The organism is Pseudoalteromonas sp. 31A1, from assembly GCF_011378815.1.
GTDB lineage: Bacteria > Pseudomonadota > Gammaproteobacteria > Enterobacterales > Alteromonadaceae > Pseudoalteromonas > Pseudoalteromonas arctica.
In genome coordinates this window covers 123,112-141,293 of record NZ_WTKY01000004.1, presented here as the reverse complement: position 1 = coordinate 141,293, position 18,182 = coordinate 123,112, and the positions used below count along the sequence as shown (strand labels likewise).

Sequence of the window (18,182 nt, the reverse complement as noted above, 5' to 3'; positions counted from 1 at the left end):
ATTAAGCGATCCTTTACGGGAGATTAAATGTTTTTTACTATTATAAATCGCTTACAAAGCTTTTAAGTTTTAGCTCACGGTCAATTAATAATGGGTAATCGGTGCGCTCTTGCATTGGCCAATCGTTACGCCAAGTGCCTGCATCGCTTATACCCCAAAAAGTAACACGGCTTACTTTATCGTCATGCTTTTTAAGTATGTTAAACACGGCTTTATAGCGCTCGCCTAACTGGGTGTTTACTTCACTCGGCAAACCATTCGGGTATGGGTTAAAGCGCTCTTGCAGCGCTATATCTAACGAAATGTCAGCGCCTTGTTCTTCACCTTCAGGGAACGGCAATACCGAAATATCAAGCTCGGTTATCATCACATCAATACCCGTTGCAGCATATGCCACAATAGAGTCTTCCATTAACGACAGCTCTGGGTTATCAAGCGAATAATGCGCTTGCATGCCAATGCCATCTATTTCAATGCCTTTGCTTTGTAAATTTTTAATAAGCGCAATTGCACCGGCTCTTTTTTCTGGCTTATACAAGTTGTAGTCGTTGTAATACAGCTTGGCATTAGGCGCTGCCTGCTTAGCGTATTTAAACGCGTATTCTATAAAGTCGTCACCAATAATGGTGCTCCATTTAGATTCACGCAGTGTGCCGTCTTCGTTAAGTGCTTCGTTTACAACGTCCCATGCAAAAATACGGTTTTTATAACGCCCTGCAACAGCATTAATATGGTTTTGCATACGCTTAAGTAATGCGTCGCGGGTAAGCGGTTCGCCCTGCTCGTCTTCAAAAACCCAATCAGGCGTTTGCGAATGCCACACTAATGTATGCCCAACTAACTCTTGGTTGTTCTCTTGTGCGTACTTAACTAACGCATCAGCGGCTTCAAAATCATAGGTTTCTAGCTCTGGGTGTATACGCTCCCACTTCATTGAGTTCTCTGGCGTAAAGGTATTAAATTGCGCTTTAGCCACATTTAAATCTTCAGGCAAAGCCCCTAATATTTGGTCTCGGCTAATCGCCGTACCTATTTTAAAGTGGTCTTTAAATTGCGCTTTAAGCGTTAATTGCGCCGATGCTTTTTGTGCTTTTAGTGTCGGTTTACTTTGCTCTGCTGAGCCATTACAGCCAAGTGCAAGGCTCGACATTCCTAATAAAATAGCAATCGTTAGTTTATTTTTATGCATGATGTACCTGTTGTGTGTTTTTAGTGTGCAAGGTAAACTTAACACCATATAGTCTTTTTGACAACAACGTTTTATTAAAATAGACTGAACAAAAATAACACAGCACACATTCCTTAATTGCATACCTAACTAGCAAGATAACTAGTAAATAAATTAGCAAGGACACACATGAAAAACACAACAAACACTTTATCACTAAAAGCCGCAGGCACCTTTGCATTAACGGTCGCATTAACTGCTGCATTAACTTCTGCAATAATTACTGCATTACCTGTCAGCGCAGCAGATAAACCCAAGCAACTTACCTCATCTATAGTGAGCCCAAAAGACGCGCATATCACTCACTACGAAGGCGGTGATTTTCATACGTACTTTTATGGCGATACATCACTCACCAAAGGCGCTATTACAGGTGTGGCGGTTATTAAACCTAATAACGAAATACACCCCGCCCACCAGCATCCTGATGAAGAATACTTAATGATTCTCGAGGGCTCTGGCACGTGGACGCTTAATGGCAAAAGCCAGCCAGCTCATACTGGAGATATTTTATTTGCAGCCCCTAATGATCTACACGGGGTTTATAACAACGGCGATGTACCGCTTAAGTTTGTGGTAGTGAGGTATCAGGCTAAGTAGTTTTGGCTGGTTTTTTAGTTTTTAGTGAAATAGATTAAGAGAATTATGCACAAAGAGGTTAAGAGACGCTTCGCTTTTAGAGGAAAAAATAGCCTGATATAAGATCAGGCTATTTTTTAATTAAAACGAAATATCGTCATCTTTTACTTCTGGAGTTGACTGTCTGTACTGCGGTTGTTGAATTGGCGTTAAGAGTTTATCTATTCTAGTTTCATTTTCTAACACGTATTCAACCCCATCTTGCGTTAATTTATAGCCATACCACTCATTACCATTAAAATCTGAATCAAGTACTTTCTCAATTAAACGCATTCGTTCTAGTTTTATTAAAGCTATAGTACTTTTATGTGGCTCTGAACTATTAGACAAACTGAAAGCTGAAATACTGTCGTTGTCTGTTGCTGTTGAAAGTAAGTTGCAAAGAATAATGAGCATAGACTCTGTTACAACGTGTTGAGGGAGAGATTTTTTGTATTCAGTTGTACCAGCTGATTGACGTAGATCGTCTTTAAATTGGCTATGGAAACTACCTAACTTATCTATTTGCTTTAAAAACCTGGTACATGCTGAATTTACTGCCGATTCTAAATCATTATCTCTGCGAATAGGATCATAGTCGTTGATGTTTACACCCAATAAATCCGTCGGCATATAAAGCTCTTCATGCCTAGGCTTAAGAATAAAACAGCGCTCTTTGCCTAAGGCTCCAATAAATAATCCCAACTCAAATATTACGTTGTCTCGGACTGTAGGTTTAGGATTACTTCTCATTACAGTTAGATCTTCAGGGCAAAATATAAAAAGCGCAAAATCAACATTTTTTGCTTTATCGGTAAGTGATGTAAGAGTATCTCCACCTGAGTTAAATATCTTATCCCAAATTGTTACTTCAACTTTGCGGTCAAGACAAACATTACATGCACTAGCCACATCATAGCTTTCCGACGATGAACCAATAAATAGACGAGGTTTTTCCATGTTAATACAACCATTTTAAATAATTTATATCACGCTATACAGATACTTAATTTTGATGATTCGTATAGCTATTCATACAGAACTTATCTATCTCATTTAAGATATAAATAAATCCTGCTATTTATTCTTATATTAGTACAAAGTACTATAACGTATTGCTAGTTATAAGCTTTAAGTTATTTTTTCTTATCATGATGCTTTGAACTCGTCGGGCACTTCTCATTTTCTTCTCTTCGTGAAAATTTTCTAAAAAAAGCCGAGTATTTAAAAATATCCAGCTTTGATTACACTTTGCTTAACTTCATATGCAATCGTTTTATTAAAACGTCATCAAACAACCACAATAGGCAACGCTACTTAACTTGCTTCATTTTGAGTAAAACAATTAAAACATACGCAAAAAAATAGTCTGTATAAAAATACAGACTATTTACTCTGGGGTTAATTACTTTTAGTTAGGTTTATTATTCAACCAAGGTTACCGATACATCATCTACATAAAAGTCTGCAGTGAGTTCATTTGACTCAACATAAAGTAAAGCCGCACTTTCCTGCGTTGTAATTGAATGAGTGTAAGTACCCGAAAGCTGTACCCAATCGCCTGCGACTACGTTTGTAACAGGGGTTAGCTCGAGGTACTCAGTGCTAGTGTGCTCTATTTGTAGCGTGAGTTTTATATCTGGTGAAACGGTACTGGTATCGTCAGATAACTTAACCCATGCAGATACGTTATAGGTTTTATCTGCTGTAAATAAGCCTTTTACATCCTTTTGTAACCCATTCCACGTTTCAGTTCGACCTTGTACTAAAGCGCTATTATTACCGCTATGAGCTTGGGTTGACTCTAAGGTTATGCTTGCACTGCCACGCGCTTGCCATGAATCAAGTCCGGCTTCAAAGTCGCCATTAGTTAGCAGCTCTGATGAAGGTGCTGGTTGACCAACTTCAATTAGCTCTTTTAATGCATTAGCAAATCCTTGTAAGGCAGGTTTTGCAGTAAAGTCATTAAAAAATAACAGTGGCCATTCTGTTGTTGGCTCTGGCCAGTTTTGTAGCCAGCTATCCTCGTCAATTACGCCCCAAATAGTTATGCCACCGCGTTGATCTTCAGGTACAGTTTCTAGGTATGTTTTAACAATATCGTAGTAGTACTGCTTTTGCTCATCCGCTCTTTCACTGGTTAGGTAAGTTAGAGGAATGCCGCCTTCATTGTTCATACGAACGTCTAGCTCGGTAATTTTTACTTTAATTTTAGGGCGAATATCGACCACTTTTTGAAGATGTGCCTGAATGGTTGAAATGTCAGGGCTGTTAAGTGAAATATGAGATTGAAACCCAATACCATCAATAGGCACGCCGTTGTTGTGAAAATCGTTAACCATAGATATAACGGCATCTAATTTATCGGCATTCCAAATCAGGTTGTAATCATTGTAGTATAAGTCGGCATCGGGGTCGGCCGCTCTTGCTGCTTTATAGGCTAACGATAAAAATTCGGCTCCTATGTTTTCAAACCATACAGATTCGTCGGCGCTGTCGTTTGTGGTTTTTTCACCACGGTATTTACCGTTTTCCATAAACGCTTCGTTAACTACATCCCAGCTAACGACGGTATCGTTATCGCCTTCTTCTTCAAAATGAGTGGCAACTTGAGTGATGTGATCTTCCATCATGGTTATCCACGCGGCTTTATCACCTTGAAAACTTTGCATCCAAGGCGCAATTTGCGAGTGCCAAACAAAAACATGGCCATGTATAGTAAGTGAGTTGTCTTTGGCGTAGTTAACTAGCTCATCAGAATCATCGTAAAAAAATTCGCCTTGGGTTGGTTGTAAATAGGTAGGCTTCATAATATTTTCAGCCGAGAGCTGATTAAAGTGTTGTTCAATAATCGTTTTAATCTCTGGTCTGTCTATTACGCTGTTACCAAAACCACCCGCTGGCACAGCCACACCAATATTAAAATTAGGTGCCAATGCTTTTAAACTTTGTGCTGTTACTTCGCTATATTGAACATCAGGTATTTCTTGTGCTGGTACATCGTCTAAAATAAAGCCTGAAAATTCGTCAATATATATAGATTTGTTAATGTTCTCTTCTTTTGAAAAGTGAATTGCTAATCTAACTAATGAGTCAGCTTCAGCCGTTGCGGCTGTTAATGTTATTTTTTGCCACTCGCCTGTGAGTGTTTCTTTTACTAGGCTAAGTTGACCGTAATCTGGCGCAGGTGTTTGAATCCAAAAATCGGCACTGGTTCCCTCTTCACCTTTGGCCCAAACGCTAAACTCATAATTTTTACCACCGGTGATAGGAAGGTCTTCATAAGCTATTTCAATTCCCCACGGGTTGTCACCCAGTGTATTAACGCTCACCTCAACTGCTTTTGTGCCTTGGTAAGTATTAACGCCTTCTTCGGATTCTATTACTTCTATAGTAGAAGTTGCGCTTGATTCTTGTGTTGGCCTAAATACCCAATTTCCGACGGGTGTTGTTTGCCCTGCAGTGTCTTCTTCAAACCCGCCATTTGTTATTTCAGCTGCTATTGGCGCTTCAGGCTCTGGTGTATCAGGGGCTACTACTTCCGGTATGGGTTCAGGCACCGGTGTATCTTTATTATTCCCCCCGCACGCCATTAAAAGTGACACTAAGGTCACTAATCCGGTGTTACGAAAAATCGATTTATTCATTTTTTATTCCTTAGACTAAAGCAATAAATGAGTCGTTTTTAAACTAGGTGCAGTAAAGCCATTTGAGTAAATAAAATATGATAAGAGTATTTCTACTGTATCATCAAAAGCTATTATTCAATATGACTACAACTGATTAGAAAAACAAACAGTCATTTATATTTATTATTTTAATATCTCTTCAAACGTTAATATTTACCTTGTACAAGGGTACAAATATAAATTTAAAATCATTGAGTTATAGTTAAGGCTTAAATTAAATTTTTATTGTTCTATATCGTGTGTGTGAATATACAATCATTAAATTAACCTAAAACCAACATTGTTATAGTCTATTTAACAATAAGGATCAAGATTAAAATTTAACCCGCTTCATATTGCGTTTGCTTTGAGTTTTATTTGAGTTTGAAGAAAATAATTAAATAGAAGGTGTAAGTGATACTTTTGCTTGTGTTACTTAGGTAAGATCAAGGTTTGCCAGCTCATCACTTAGTAAAGTGACTTTTATTTGCCCCTATGTGAAAATTTCCAAACAAAAAAAGCCGAGTATTTAAAAATACTCGGCTTTGACTACACAATGCGATTTACTGAACTACTTCAGCAATGGTTTTAATAACTGGCTTAGGGTTTAAATTACGATCCCATAGTAATGGGTAGTTTGTTCTGTTTGGGATTGGGTAGTCGTTTTTCCACGACATACCATCGTGTAATCCCCAAAAGGTTACGCGGTCTATCTTGTCGCGTTTTGCGTAAAACAGTTCAAACAAGGCTTTATAACGGGCGTTTAATTGCGCCTCTACGTCGCTAGGTAAGCCATTTTTATATGGGTCGAGGTAGGTTTCAAACTCTTCTAACTGAAACTGTGGTTTCATCATATCGGTGCCGGTAATCTGCCCTTCTTTTGTTAAAGGCAGCACGTCTATATCAAGCTCGGTGATCATCACTTTTATACCCAACGCGGCGTATGCGTCAATGGCTTGCTCAATGTATTGCATTTTAGGAAAGTTAAGCCCCCAATGCGCTTGTATGCCAATGCCATCGATTCGAATACCTTCTTTTTGCAGCATTTTGATCATACGTATAATGCCGTCTCTTTTTTCTGGTCGCCACGCATTAAAGTCGTTGTAGTAAAGCTCGGTATTAGGTGAATACTGCTGAGCGTATTTAAACGCGGCTTTTACCATTGTATCGCCATCGCCCACGCGGTTAACCCACACAGTTGGTCGATAAGAGCCGTCATCAGCAATTACTTCGTTTACTACATCCCACGCATCTACTTTGTTTTTATAGCGCCCTGCTACCAGCTCTATGTGTTTGCGCATTTGCTCTAACTGCTCTGCTGGGGTATTTGGCTCATTTTTGCTATTTGTAAAAAACCAGTCAGGCGTTTGGTTATGCCACACTAAGGTGTGGGCTACTGTAAACATGTTATTTTGCTTGGCAAAATCTATAAATGCATCTGCACCACTAAAATCGACCTTACCTTGCTGTGGGTAAATTACTTCAGCTTTCATGGCGTTTTCTAGGGTGACTGTATTAAATTGCTTAGCAATAATTGACTGCGCGGCTGCGTTTTTGCCTGTCACTATATCTTGATTTACAGCAACCCCCATTTTGAATGAGTCTGCAAAGGTGTTTTTAAGGGCTTGGTCTTGTGCAGCGTTTACGCTTAAAGATCCTGTAAGTAAAAGCAGGCTGAGTGTGTGTTTTTTATGCATGTGTGTGCTCCGTTGAATCGTTATTATTTTCAATAAATATCATACAACGAAAAAAACAAATGATATAGTCAAAATGACCATTAATTATGAATTAAACAAACCTGAGTAAACGTCCATGCTAAAAACACACAAAAAAACACTAAGTTTAGTTGTATTAATGCTCTGCTTTAATAAAGCAGCGCTGGCACAACAACTTGAAAATACACCTTTGTTAAACGCTGTAAACAGCCAAAGCAATGAGCAGTCACCATTAATAAAAGGCGTTAAGCCCACACTTGTTAGTGACGAGCTTTTGTTTTTAGAAGGGCCTACGTGGTCAAGCCAAGACAATGCGTTTTATTTTTCTGAAATGAATTTTTCAAGCTCGCAAGCACTCGGCCCCGATTCGACCATTTATAAATTAGTGCTGCCCAATATCCTTACCACTTATTTAGAACACAGTGGTACAAATGGCCTGTATGCCAAAGGAGAGAGCCTCTATACGCTTAACCACAGTACGCAGTCGCTTTCTAAAATTAATATAAAAAGTAAAACTAATACCGTGGTAGTTAATGAATTTGATGGGCTAAGCTTTAGCTCGCCAAACGATATGACTATGCATAAAAATGGCGATATATTTTTTACCGATCCTAACTGGCAAATAGGCGAACGCACTCAACAAATGCCTTATACTGGTGTGTATAAGTTAAGCAATACAGGCGTACTTAGTTTAATTGACGCTACTCTTGAAAAGCCTAACGGTGTTGCGCTCTCGCCTGATCAACGTACCCTTTATGTTGGCGACTTTAGCAACCGCGTAAGCAAATACACTATCGATGAAAACGGTGATATTTCACCGCGCGAAGACTTTATTAAAGTAACCTCGCCCGATGGTATAAAAGTAGACTCTGCTGGCAATATTTACGTTAGCAGCCACAAAGAAGGCGTTATTAATATTTACACGCCAAGCGGCTTACTTATCGATAAAATTGAACTTGGCCCTAATGTAACCAACCTTGCGTTTGGTGGTAAAAATCGCAAAACATTATTAATAACCACCGCTAAGGGCTTGTTTACGCTTGATGTAAAAGTAGCGGGTTTGGCTAATTAGCTAAATTAGTTAAGTAACTTATTAAAGGGAAAGTTAAGCTCACTCGTTAAGCACAAAAACCGGTGTAACTTGGTTACACCGGTTTTTTATTATTTAAGTTTTTGCTGCCTAAGCTTTTGCTACTTAGATTTTTGCTACTTAGGCACCGTTATTTTAATTAAACGTGTTGTTATAAAACTTAAAATTGCCCGATACATGCAGCATAGCTAACATATATAACGAACCATTATAGTAACGGTAGTCACCCGTTGGTTGCGATAAAGACCAAAATTCGTTAAAAAACTCATTTGCTTGCCCAGCGTTTGTTGAAGCAAGTAACGCTACTGCATTCGCGGCTTTTTGACCTTCACCTGCGCAGCCTTTGTTTTGCGCTCCACCGTACGAATACACTTGCTCGTAACAGTTTTTACTGTTGTTTGTTTTTGCATAACTTAAAAAGCCTAATGCTTTATTTACTGCACTTTTATGCCATGCTTGAGCACCCATTAAATGCGCGTCTAAGCCAACATTCATAATTACGCGCCATGCATCAAACTCATACCATTGACCTGGGTTTGCTTGGCCGTTAAAAATGTAGCCAATAACAGGGCTGCCATCTAAGCGCGATAAAAATGTAGGTAAGTTCCAATGCGGATTATCATTCACTTTTGTAAAATGGTTTTTAAGTAAGGTTCTACTTTTTGTAGCCACTTGTCGCCAGTAATTTTTGTCGGCTTGATTAGTCACGTTATTTGCAAAGTAGTCGTAAAACGCAGGTATATGATAAGAAGGGTCTGTTAGGTTATCAATGTAAGGTGAAAAACGGATTATTTGGTTTTGCATCAGCTTGTTTTTAATTGTGTTTAACATGGTAATGGCATCAGCATAATAATCAAATTCGCCCGAATTACCCCAACGAGCAGAGGCATTAAGTAGTGCAAACGCAAAGTACTCTTCACCATCGGGAGCCGGACCTTCATCTACTTTATAAACAAAGCCGTTTTGATTAAGCTTTAGTTTCCACGCGTAAACGCCTTGTTTTTTTACATCAGGGTGATTGTCTGGATTTTTTTGATACGCTTTAGCAAAGCGCCATAGGTTATCAAATTCTTCTTGCTTGTAGAGCATAACAGCGGCGGTCATTCCCCACGATTGCCCTTCTGTTCTTATATCGTCGCCTTCGTCTGGGTTAATTGCTTTTATGTAGTGTGCTTTATAAACACCGTTTTCGGTGTACGGGTAGTAAAGTTGTTGAGTGTTGTTATAGCCAAACATATTGTCAAAAGTACTATTCACCTTTTGCTGTATATTTGTTTTACCCATTTCTTGTGCGAGGTTACGGTATGTCCCTGAACTGTCGGCGCCTACACTCGATGGGTTATTATTAAATGCAGCAAGTGATTGATAGCTTATTAGTGTTAACAATAAAGTTGTTATTTTAAAAAATACTTTCATGTTTATCCTCTTTATTTGAATTATATCAGCGTGCAAATTTAATATAGTCTTCTTGACCATTTGATCAAGCAATTCTCAAAATTATTTGTTTATTTTATAAACTAAGTGAAATGAGTGAGGTGTTTAAACAGTGCCTAAAATGCAAAAGGCCGCTTAAAAAAGCGGCCTTGAACGATGTAAATAAAACTAAAAAGTACATTTATGAGTTATTCATTAATTACTGCTTTTTAACCCTTTACCTGTTGCAGCCCAATAAATACCGCCATAAATATGTTCGGTTAAAAACTCACTGCTATACACCGCATTAGTATGCCCAAGAGCGGTATAAAATGAGCGGCCGCCATCGTAATTGTGATACCACGAAATAGGATGAAACGATCCCATGCCTGAGCCTGTTTTGTTATTACCCCAATCGGCAGTTGGGTTGTAAGTTTGCTCATCAACCGTGAGTAAGTAGTTTAACTTAGTGAGCTCTGGCCCAAACTCGTACCACTCGTCAGTCCAAAGCATTTCCTGCGGCATATGGCTTAAGCCAATAAAGTTAGTATTAGGCACTTTGCTTAATACACCGGTTTGAATAACAGGATGAATGTTAAAGGTGCGCCCCACCAGCTTTTGATACCACAGCCAATCGTATTCGGTGTCTGATGCGCTATGAATACCCACAAAGCCTTTACCTGCTTTTACAAATCGTTCAAGCGCGGCTTGCTCTTTTGGGTTTAAAATATCGCCTGTGGTTGATAAAAACACTACTACATCAACATTTTTTAAGTAATCGTCGTTAAAATAATGGCTTTCTTCGTGCCAAATTAAATTAAAAAAGTGCTTATCGGCTAAGCCTTCTAGCGCTTTAACGCCTTCGGTTTGCGACTTATGGTGCCACCCTGCGGTTTTTGTAAATAGCAGCACATTAAATTGCTTTTTAGGGAGGGTATCAAACCCTGTAGCATGACTTTTTTGCACTGTTGCCATACTCAGCGCCAATACAACAAAGCTTAATAGCCAACCCTTATATGCGAATCTAGGTAAAGAAAAAAACATAGTATTCCTATTTAAAATGAACAAACATATTGGCCGTTAACCGCCCTGTTTGTGGACACGGTGAAATATCGGTGGCTGTATTAAGTAAACTGGTGTGCAGCAAATACCCAGGAAACACAATAAGCCTATTTGGCTTGTAGGGTATGTGCTTGTAGCATTCAAACTCACTGTGCTGTGGGGTACAGTAACTAGGTTTTGTGTTACTGCACTCAAGAATGTGTTGAGCATGCGTTAAATACGTGTTTTTGCGCTTTGTGCTTATTATTTCAAACCCTGTTTTTTTATGCCTAAAAAACCCCGTTCCGCCATGCGGCCCCTCTCCAAGGTAATGAATAATGGCAATTAGGTTAGGATCGTTGGTATCAAAGTGTGGCAAGGTTTGTATTGGTGATAGCTGCTGCTCCGTTTTAGTAATTAACGATAAGGCATTATCTTTTGGGTATGGGGTAAGTGTTTGCCCAATATTAAATACGTTATAAAACCCCTGTATAAGAGGCTTTAAGTAATCAACCACACATTGCTTTGGCAGCGGCATACGTAAACCTGGGTATTGAGTGAGTTCGTCGGGTTTAAACTCTCCATTACTTTGAGCAGCACTTTGCGCTAATTTTATAAGTTTTTGCGGCTCACTAAGGTAGTCGTCAATTATAATAATTGGCGTTTGCTCTTGCCCTATAAACTCATACTCTGGCTGTAAGTTATTGCCAAGTGTTAGCATAATACTTACTTAGCCTTGCAATAATGATTAATAAAATCAATGTGACTCGGTAAGCTATTTGCTTTTTTAGCCACATGATTTTTTATTGATTCTAAAAATCGTTTAAGCTCATCATCGCTCATGCTATCTACAATGGGGTGATAATTTTGCGGCACTAGCCCTTGCCCTAACATCACTTGTAACCACGATGCTTCGCCAAATAGCTCTTGCTCTGCTTTATAAACATGCCCGCTTTGTTTAAATAGCTCAAGGCGTTTAGCGAGCGACTCTGGTATTGGCATATTTTTACAGTAACGCCAAAAGTCGCTGTCGGTGCGCTGCGTTACGTGGTAATGCAGTACAATAAAGTCGCGGATATTTTCCGCCTCAAAGCGCATTTTGTTATTAAAGTCATCTTGATAACACGACTCAATTGCCTTGGTTGGCATGTTTTGCATTAATCTAATAATGCTTTGCTGAATTAAATGAATACTGGTTGATTCAAGCGGCTCAATAAAACCACTTGCCAAGCCAATAGCAACACAGTTTTTGTTCCAATGTTTACGCCGTGTACCGGTGCGGTATTTAATAACGCGCGGCTCATTAATAGGTTTGCCTTCTACGTTATTAAGGAGCGCTGTTTTTGCCTCATCATCGCTCATGTATTTACTACAAAACACTAAGCCATTACCACGGCGGCTTTGCAGCGGTATTTGCCACTGCCAACCACATTTATGTGCCATTGCACGCGTATATGGCACTATTGGGCTTACTAATTCGGTTTGTACTGCTACTGCGCTGTCGCACGGGAGCCAATGGCTCCAATCTTCGTATCCGGTGTGTAGCGCTTGCTCTATTAATAAACCTTTAAAGCCGGTGCAATCTATAAATAAATCGCCCTCAATAATTTGCCCGTCACCTAAAGTAAGCGATTTTATAAAGCCATTATTGGGCTCTAAGTTAACTTTGCTTATCATGCCTTCTATACGTTTAGCGCCGTTTTGCTCTGCAAAATTTCGTAAAAACTTAGCGTACAAACCGGCATCTAACTGATAAGCATGGTTACGGTCTTGATTCGGCACTACGGCAAATTTACCCAAGCGACTTGCTACGTGCTCTGTGCAATAATCACCAATATCGGCTGCTACACCTTGTTGCATACCTTTTAGCCAAAAGTGCTGAAAACCTGCAGCCCAACAACCTTGCCCCACATAACCAAATGAGTGAAAGTAGCTTTGCTGGTTTTGTTTCCAGCCCTCAAACGATATGCCTAACTTAAACGTGGCATTAGTGGCTGCCATAAATTCTGATTCGCTAATTTTTAGTAAATCGTGAAATATATGCAGCGTAGGAATAGTTGACTCCCCGACCCCTACGGTAGGTATTAAATCGGATTCAACCAAGCATATTTCAATATTTTTACCTAGCAGCTTTGCCATTGCAGCGCTGCACATCCAACCAGCGGTGCCGCCACCTGCTATTACTATTTTTTTAATTGCATTTTGATTCATAATTCAAACCTTACAAGTACGCTTAGCGTCTTAATTTATTTTGTAATTCGGCTCTTAATTTACGCGCTGTTAGCTCATCCATTGGCTTTGTTAAAATAGCCTGTGCGGGCTCTGGTATGTGGGTAAATTCGTTATCAGCAAATACATAGTAATTAAACAAGCGTTGCCATGCTGCTCGCTCATGTTTTGGTAAATTACGTATGTTTAAAATAGCAAGGTGCAACGCATTAGTAGGCTGCCCATACACCGCAGGCGTATTTTTAAACCAATAATTAAACAGTATATTTAAACTGCCAAGCCCCTCTACTTGGTGCCACCACATGCTGGGTAATATAAGGGCATCGCCGGCTTCAAGATCAGCGGTAATTGCCGCTTTTATTGCTTGCTCAAACTTAGGGTATTGCGTGAAGTTGGGCGCAGTTGTGGTGGTTAAGCTTATTGGCTGACCACCGGGTGCTTTATCAAGCGGGCCTATGTATAAATTATCTATTTGATCGGGGGCAAATAAAGTAAAACGCCTTTTACCTGCAACACAACATGCTAAATTTTGCGCTACGTCGTAATGTGCTGGTACGGTAACTTTTCCGCCTGCCCATACATTAAATAAACAGCCTTCGCTTAATGCGTTAACATGGCAGTGTTTAACCAAAGCAGGTAAGCACTGTGCAATGCTGGTAGAGCCAATGTATAAAGTGTCGGCTTGTGGGCTATTTGCACTTTGCGTTATTTGCTCAAGCGCATTAATAAATGCAGCTTGCTGATTAGTAAAATTAAAACCGCTCATATCGGGGTTATACCCTACAACCCCGCTTTGACTGGCGGGTATTGTGCAAGTATTAACTAAAAAACCTTCGTAAAACGGCGTTAAATAATCAATCGCTGCACTGTCTGACTTTTTAGCAGCAATAACTAAGGGCCAATCGCTTACAAACCCTTTTAGTACAATAGGCACAGGCGAGTTTAAAAGCTCCTTGGGTAACGTCCTGGGAGTTAAGCCACTCAGCGTTTGGATATTATTTGCTAAATTTTCCATAGCTAAGTACTTACACAGCGTGCTTTTGTAGCATAAGTTGCTCGTTTTTAAGCGCCACTAAATCACGCACATGTACTTGCGATGCAATGATCATGTATATACACGCTAAATATCCTTGCGAATGCAGCTGTGTAATTGCATCGCTACTTAGCTGGTTAAGCGACTCTTCGTTTATGGTATAAAAACCAAGTAAGTTATGTTTAAGCCCGTTTACTAAATCAAGCTCTAGCGATACCGATTCAAGCAAACCATGTTTAATTAAGGTTTTAATAAAGGGCTGGTTTTGTTGTAGACCGTGATGCAAGTTGTCGAGCACATTTATTATGTTTTCGAGGTAATCACTATTCCCGCCGTGTTCTAAAAATAAGTTAATACCCTGCTTTGTTGACACTTTTGGCGAGTCTAAATCAATACTTAACATGCGCTCTTGCGTTGCTACACCGTTTTGCATTGTATTTTGAGTCGCAATAGCAAAAGGCAGTCGCTGCATGCTGAGCGGAATGTAGTGTGCTTGCCATTGTTGGTTTACTAAAAATAAGTTTTCGTCTTTGTTTATGCCGTATAAACACACCGGCGAAAATGTATTTTTTGTATCGTCTTTGGTAAAAAATATTGGGTAATGTGCTTGAGCGACTCTAAATTCACTCACAAATGTTTCGCTGTACCAAACCCCGTCACCTAGGTGTGTGCTGCGTGCAGGGTTTATTTTTAAATGCTGATGTTCAACATTATTTAATAATGCATGATTGGCCATGGATTGTGTGCTCCAATTGTTGTTGTGTGCCTTTACCTATTGCTACACATTAAATGTAACTAATAAGTTAAATTCACATTGACTATAACAGCTGGATATTATTATTACTAGGTTAATTTAGGCAAATAAAAAAGCCGCAAAATGCGGCTTTTATAAGGTTGCTACAAGGGTAATTTATTAAAAATTATAACGAACACCTAAACCGTAACGAGAGCCTGTTTGAGTGATGTTATAAATCAACTGTTGCTTACGCCCGTACGATGTTACGTACTCGTCGGTAATGTTTATACCTTCAATAAATACAGTAAGTCCCTCTACTGCTGGTACTTCGTAACTTACGTTAAAGTCTATTTGGTAATACTCATCGGTGTAAATTGGTGCGGTTAAATCGCCATTTACACGACGTTCATTTAAAAACGAGTCGCGCCAGTTATACGCAATACGTGCTTGTAAGCCTTCTTTATCGTAAAAGAACACCACGTTTGCAGTATCACTTAACCCTACGAGTGCTTCTGTATCCTCTAGCGAATCGTTGTCGTATTCAAGACCCGAGTCAACCATGGTGTAGTTAAAAATACCGCCAAAGCCTGACTCACCAAATAAGTGCTGAATATTAAATTCAAATCCATCAATGGTGTATTCTTGGTCGCCATTTACAGGCACGTTTATTCTAAAGTTAATTGGATCATCTGAGTCTGGGTCACCAACAATTGTGCCGCCGTCTAACTCACCATCTTCATCAAATTTAGGTTGCACATTTGGATCATCAGCAAAGTTTTCAAATATGTAATTTCTGATGTCTTCGTTAGATGCATTACCACCTAGAGCACTTGATGCAGCTCTAAATTTTTCACCATTTAATGGATCCGCTAAGTTAAATATATTTGAGTCGATAGTGCCTGTAGTTATCCAGTTTGTTACGTCTTTTTTAAAGTAACCAAACGAAATATAGCTTCCTTCGCCGTAATACCATTCACTTGATAAGTCGTAGTTAATTGATTCAAGCGGTTTAAGTCCTGGATTACCAGACCCACCCGAATAACCACTTAAACTACCGCCGGTATTAATAGTTGTGCCGCCTTGCAGCTGACCATAACCCGCTCTTGAAATAGTTTTGCTTGCTGCTGCGCGAATCATTACATCTTCAACAACTTCAATATTAAAATTAATATTTGGCAGGAACTGGCTGTAATCTGCCGATTGGCTTAGCGTTTCAATACCGGTAACACCCGTTACTGATGTGGCTGTATCTTCGTTCCATTCTACGCGGCTGTAGCCGGGTGCGGTTGCTTTAGAATATACGTCTGTTTTTTCGTAGCGTAAGCCAACTTGTAGATCGAAGAACATGCCGCTCAATTCGCCTTTGTAATTTACTTGTGCAAAAGCAGACTGCGTTTTTTCTTCAGTAAAGCGGTTTGTTGCTGCATCCCAATCGGTTGAGGCACAAAATTGTCCTTCCCCGTTTGGTCCTGCCGCTGCGCCGTCGGCTGCTTTACAATCACCGTAAAGGTTATCTACGTTAGCAACAGGGTCAGCAAACTCGGCAGCATTTACAATCGCGTCAAAGTCGGCAAAAAAGATTGTATTAAATAAATCATATTCGCCTTGTGTTGCAGTGCCTTCAAAATTACCCGCTTTAGCTTGAAACTTATCTAAAATAGTATCTTGGCGCCAATCGATATCAGCAAAGTCGCCCTCAACACCAACTCCACCCCAATCTGGGCGCTGTACTTGCGTATGACGATAATGGTTATTTACTTTATTAACCGCAACGCCAAAATCAATACTTAAACTGTCGTCAAAGAAGTACTTACCTGAGATTTGTGTTTGATCGATTTCTGAATCGTATTTGTCGTTTGCAAACCAGCTACCCGATAAACGCATGGTTTCTGGCGTGAAATTTTCAATGTTCCCAATAGCAATACCTGGTAAGTCACCGGTTAAATCAAGCCCTGTACGCGAACGAGTGTACGACGGTAACTGAATATTATTACGTGTACCGTGGCGTGGATCGGTTGCTTTCATAGAGGCTTTTGAACTGTGATGATCAAACTCTAGGTTAAGTTGATCCGACACTGCCCACTCTAGGTTAAAGCCTAATGAATCTGTTTTTTCTTCGCGGCCCCAAGAACCTACAGTAAGCGACGTATCGCGGTAGTCGGCATCACTTTGGATGTCATAAATTTCTGAGTAAATAAGTGGATACGCGTTAGGCTCTCCCGCCCAAACAGATTCACTTCTATCGCCAGCGTAGTTAAACCAAACTGAGGCGTCCGTATGCTGCTCTTCAATAGTTGTTTTAAAGCCAGTGTAATCAAGGGTTACTGTAATGTTTTCAACAGGCTGATATTGAAAAACTAGCTGCCCATTTATACGCTCACGTTGGCGCTCTTCAAACACATAACGTGGTTGTTGCGGGTTTGAATAAATACCTGATGTAGGTCTGTTTGTTCCGCCTTCTGCTCCTGCAGGTACGCCGCCCCATCCTGTATTTGTGTAATCAGATGCTCTGTAACCTTGATCTTGAATAAACTGTTGCATACCGCTTTCACGGTCTTGGTAACTACCCGATATCGAGATACCAAACTTGTCATCCCCAAATGTTTGCGAATATAAACCGCTTACCTCTGGTGTAATGCTGCCCTCATCGGTTGATTGATCGTCTACGGCTTTTACGCCAAACGATGCTTTTATACCTGGGCTATTTAAGGGTCTGTTTGTTGTTAAGTTTATAGTTGCGCCAATGCCACCTGAGGTAACACTTGCGTCTGATGTTTTATAAACTTGCACACCCGATACGCTTTCAGATGCGACATTTGCAAAATCAAATGTGCGGTCACCTGTTGTATTAGGAAGCTGACGACCATTAATAGTAATTAAGTTATTAGCAGGTCCAAATCCACGGACTGTTACGCGGCTACCTTCACCGCCGGCTCTATCAATTGATACGCCGGTAATACGTTGTAGCGATTCAGCAAGATTGGTATCAGGAAATTTCCCCATATCCTCAGCCGAAATTGCATCGACAATACCAGAAGAATCGCGTTTAACATCCATAGAGCGTTGCAATGAACCTCTAATGCCGGTTACTTGTATTATTTCTACATCTTCATCGACAACGGTTTCTGCAGCGTAGCTTTGGTGAGGAAGCGTAACCGACCCTATTGCAGCGAGTATGGCTGTTGAAATTATCTTTTTCTTAAACATCATGATGCCCTTTTTCTTATTTAATTATTATTGACGTACTGCAAGACTTTAAGAATTACTCGAAACATAATTGTAAACTATTTGTTTCATTTTACGGTCAATAAATAATTATTGTGTGTGTATGTTTTAAACGTTTTACAAAGACCACAACCAGTTTTAAACCTGTGCTACTTAACTAAAAAAACATTAAATATCAGCAAGTTT

At 39.7% G+C, this 18,182-nt stretch carries 13 protein-coding genes; 2 read left to right on the top strand and 11 right to left on the bottom strand.

The annotated features are described in order from the left end of the window. Positions 1 to 40: 40 nt before the first annotated feature. Positions 41 to 1,189 (bottom strand): endo-1,4-beta-xylanase, encoded by a 1,149-nt coding sequence (locus GQR52_RS06010; protein WP_165727814.1) that lies wholly within the window; start codon positions 1,187 to 1,189, stop codon positions 41 to 43. A 168-nt stretch (positions 1,190 to 1,357) separates the two neighbouring features. Here GQR52_RS06010 and GQR52_RS06005 point away from each other — a divergent pair, with 168 nt between their 5' ends. Further along, a complete protein-coding gene (locus tag GQR52_RS06005) occupies positions 1,358 to 1,828 on the top strand; it encodes a cupin domain-containing protein (protein WP_240914459.1) in 471 nt (156 codons plus the stop codon). A 120-nt stretch (positions 1,829 to 1,948) separates the two neighbouring features. On the opposite strand, the gene GQR52_RS06000 is transcribed toward GQR52_RS06005, so the two are convergent. From GQR52_RS06000 to GQR52_RS05990, 3 genes are all read right to left on the bottom strand, one after another. Further along, positions 1,949 to 2,806, bottom strand: a complete 858-nt coding sequence (locus tag GQR52_RS06000) for a nucleotide-binding protein (RefSeq protein WP_165727813.1) — start codon at positions 2,804 to 2,806, stop codon at positions 1,949 to 1,951. 464 nt (positions 2,807 to 3,270) lie between these two features. Continuing rightward, on the bottom strand, positions 3,271 to 5,493 hold the full coding sequence (locus tag GQR52_RS05995) for an endo-1,4-beta-xylanase (protein ID WP_165727812.1): 2,223 nt from the start codon (positions 5,491 to 5,493) through the stop codon (positions 3,271 to 3,273). Positions 5,494 to 6,077: 584 nt separating this feature from the next. Further along, positions 6,078 to 7,211, bottom strand: coding sequence for an endo-1,4-beta-xylanase (locus tag GQR52_RS05990; RefSeq protein ID WP_165727811.1), 1,134 nt, complete (start codon positions 7,209 to 7,211; stop codon positions 6,078 to 6,080). 115 nt (positions 7,212 to 7,326) lie between these two features. Here GQR52_RS05990 and GQR52_RS05985 point away from each other — a divergent pair, with 115 nt between their 5' ends. Further along, a complete protein-coding gene (locus GQR52_RS05985; protein ID WP_165727810.1) occupies positions 7,327 to 8,301 on the top strand; it encodes an SMP-30/gluconolactonase/LRE family protein in 975 nt (324 codons plus the stop codon). A gap of 153 nt (positions 8,302 to 8,454) precedes the next feature. Here GQR52_RS05985 and GQR52_RS05980 read toward each other — a convergent pair whose 3' ends face one another. The 7 genes from GQR52_RS05980 to GQR52_RS05950 all read right to left on the bottom strand — a co-directional run bounded on the left by GQR52_RS05980 (position 8,455) and on the right by GQR52_RS05950 (position 17,978). After that, positions 8,455 to 9,735 carry a glycosyl hydrolase family 8 gene (locus GQR52_RS05980; RefSeq protein WP_165727809.1) on the bottom strand — a complete coding sequence of 427 codons (1,281 nt, stop codon included), beginning with the start codon at positions 9,733 to 9,735 and terminating at the stop codon, positions 8,455 to 8,457. Positions 9,736 to 9,948: 213 nt separating this feature from the next. Then, positions 9,949 to 10,776 carry a ThuA domain-containing protein gene (locus GQR52_RS05975; RefSeq protein ID WP_024611074.1) on the bottom strand — a complete coding sequence of 276 codons (828 nt, stop codon included), beginning with the start codon at positions 10,774 to 10,776 and terminating at the stop codon, positions 9,949 to 9,951. Between the two features lie 7 nt (positions 10,777 to 10,783). Beyond that, positions 10,784 to 11,494 (bottom strand): DUF6445 family protein, encoded by a 711-nt coding sequence (locus GQR52_RS05970; RefSeq protein ID WP_165727808.1) that lies wholly within the window; start codon positions 11,492 to 11,494, stop codon positions 10,784 to 10,786. Between the two features lie 5 nt (positions 11,495 to 11,499). Further along, positions 11,500 to 12,984: a tryptophan halogenase family protein gene (locus tag GQR52_RS05965; protein WP_165727807.1), complete on the bottom strand. Its 1,485-nt coding sequence runs from the start codon at positions 12,982 to 12,984 to the stop codon at positions 11,500 to 11,502. 22 nt (positions 12,985 to 13,006) lie between these two features. After that, positions 13,007 to 14,017, bottom strand: coding sequence for a cupin-like domain-containing protein (locus GQR52_RS05960; protein ID WP_165727806.1), 1,011 nt, complete (start codon positions 14,015 to 14,017; stop codon positions 13,007 to 13,009). 10 nt (positions 14,018 to 14,027) lie between these two features. Further along, positions 14,028 to 14,771: a SapC family protein gene (locus GQR52_RS05955; protein ID WP_165727805.1), complete on the bottom strand. Its 744-nt coding sequence runs from the start codon at positions 14,769 to 14,771 to the stop codon at positions 14,028 to 14,030. A gap of 177 nt (positions 14,772 to 14,948) precedes the next feature. Continuing rightward, entirely contained in the window at positions 14,949 to 17,978 is a 3,030-nt protein-coding gene (locus tag GQR52_RS05950; protein ID WP_165727804.1) for a TonB-dependent receptor, read from the bottom strand. Positions 17,979 to 18,182: the final 204 nt, after the last annotated feature.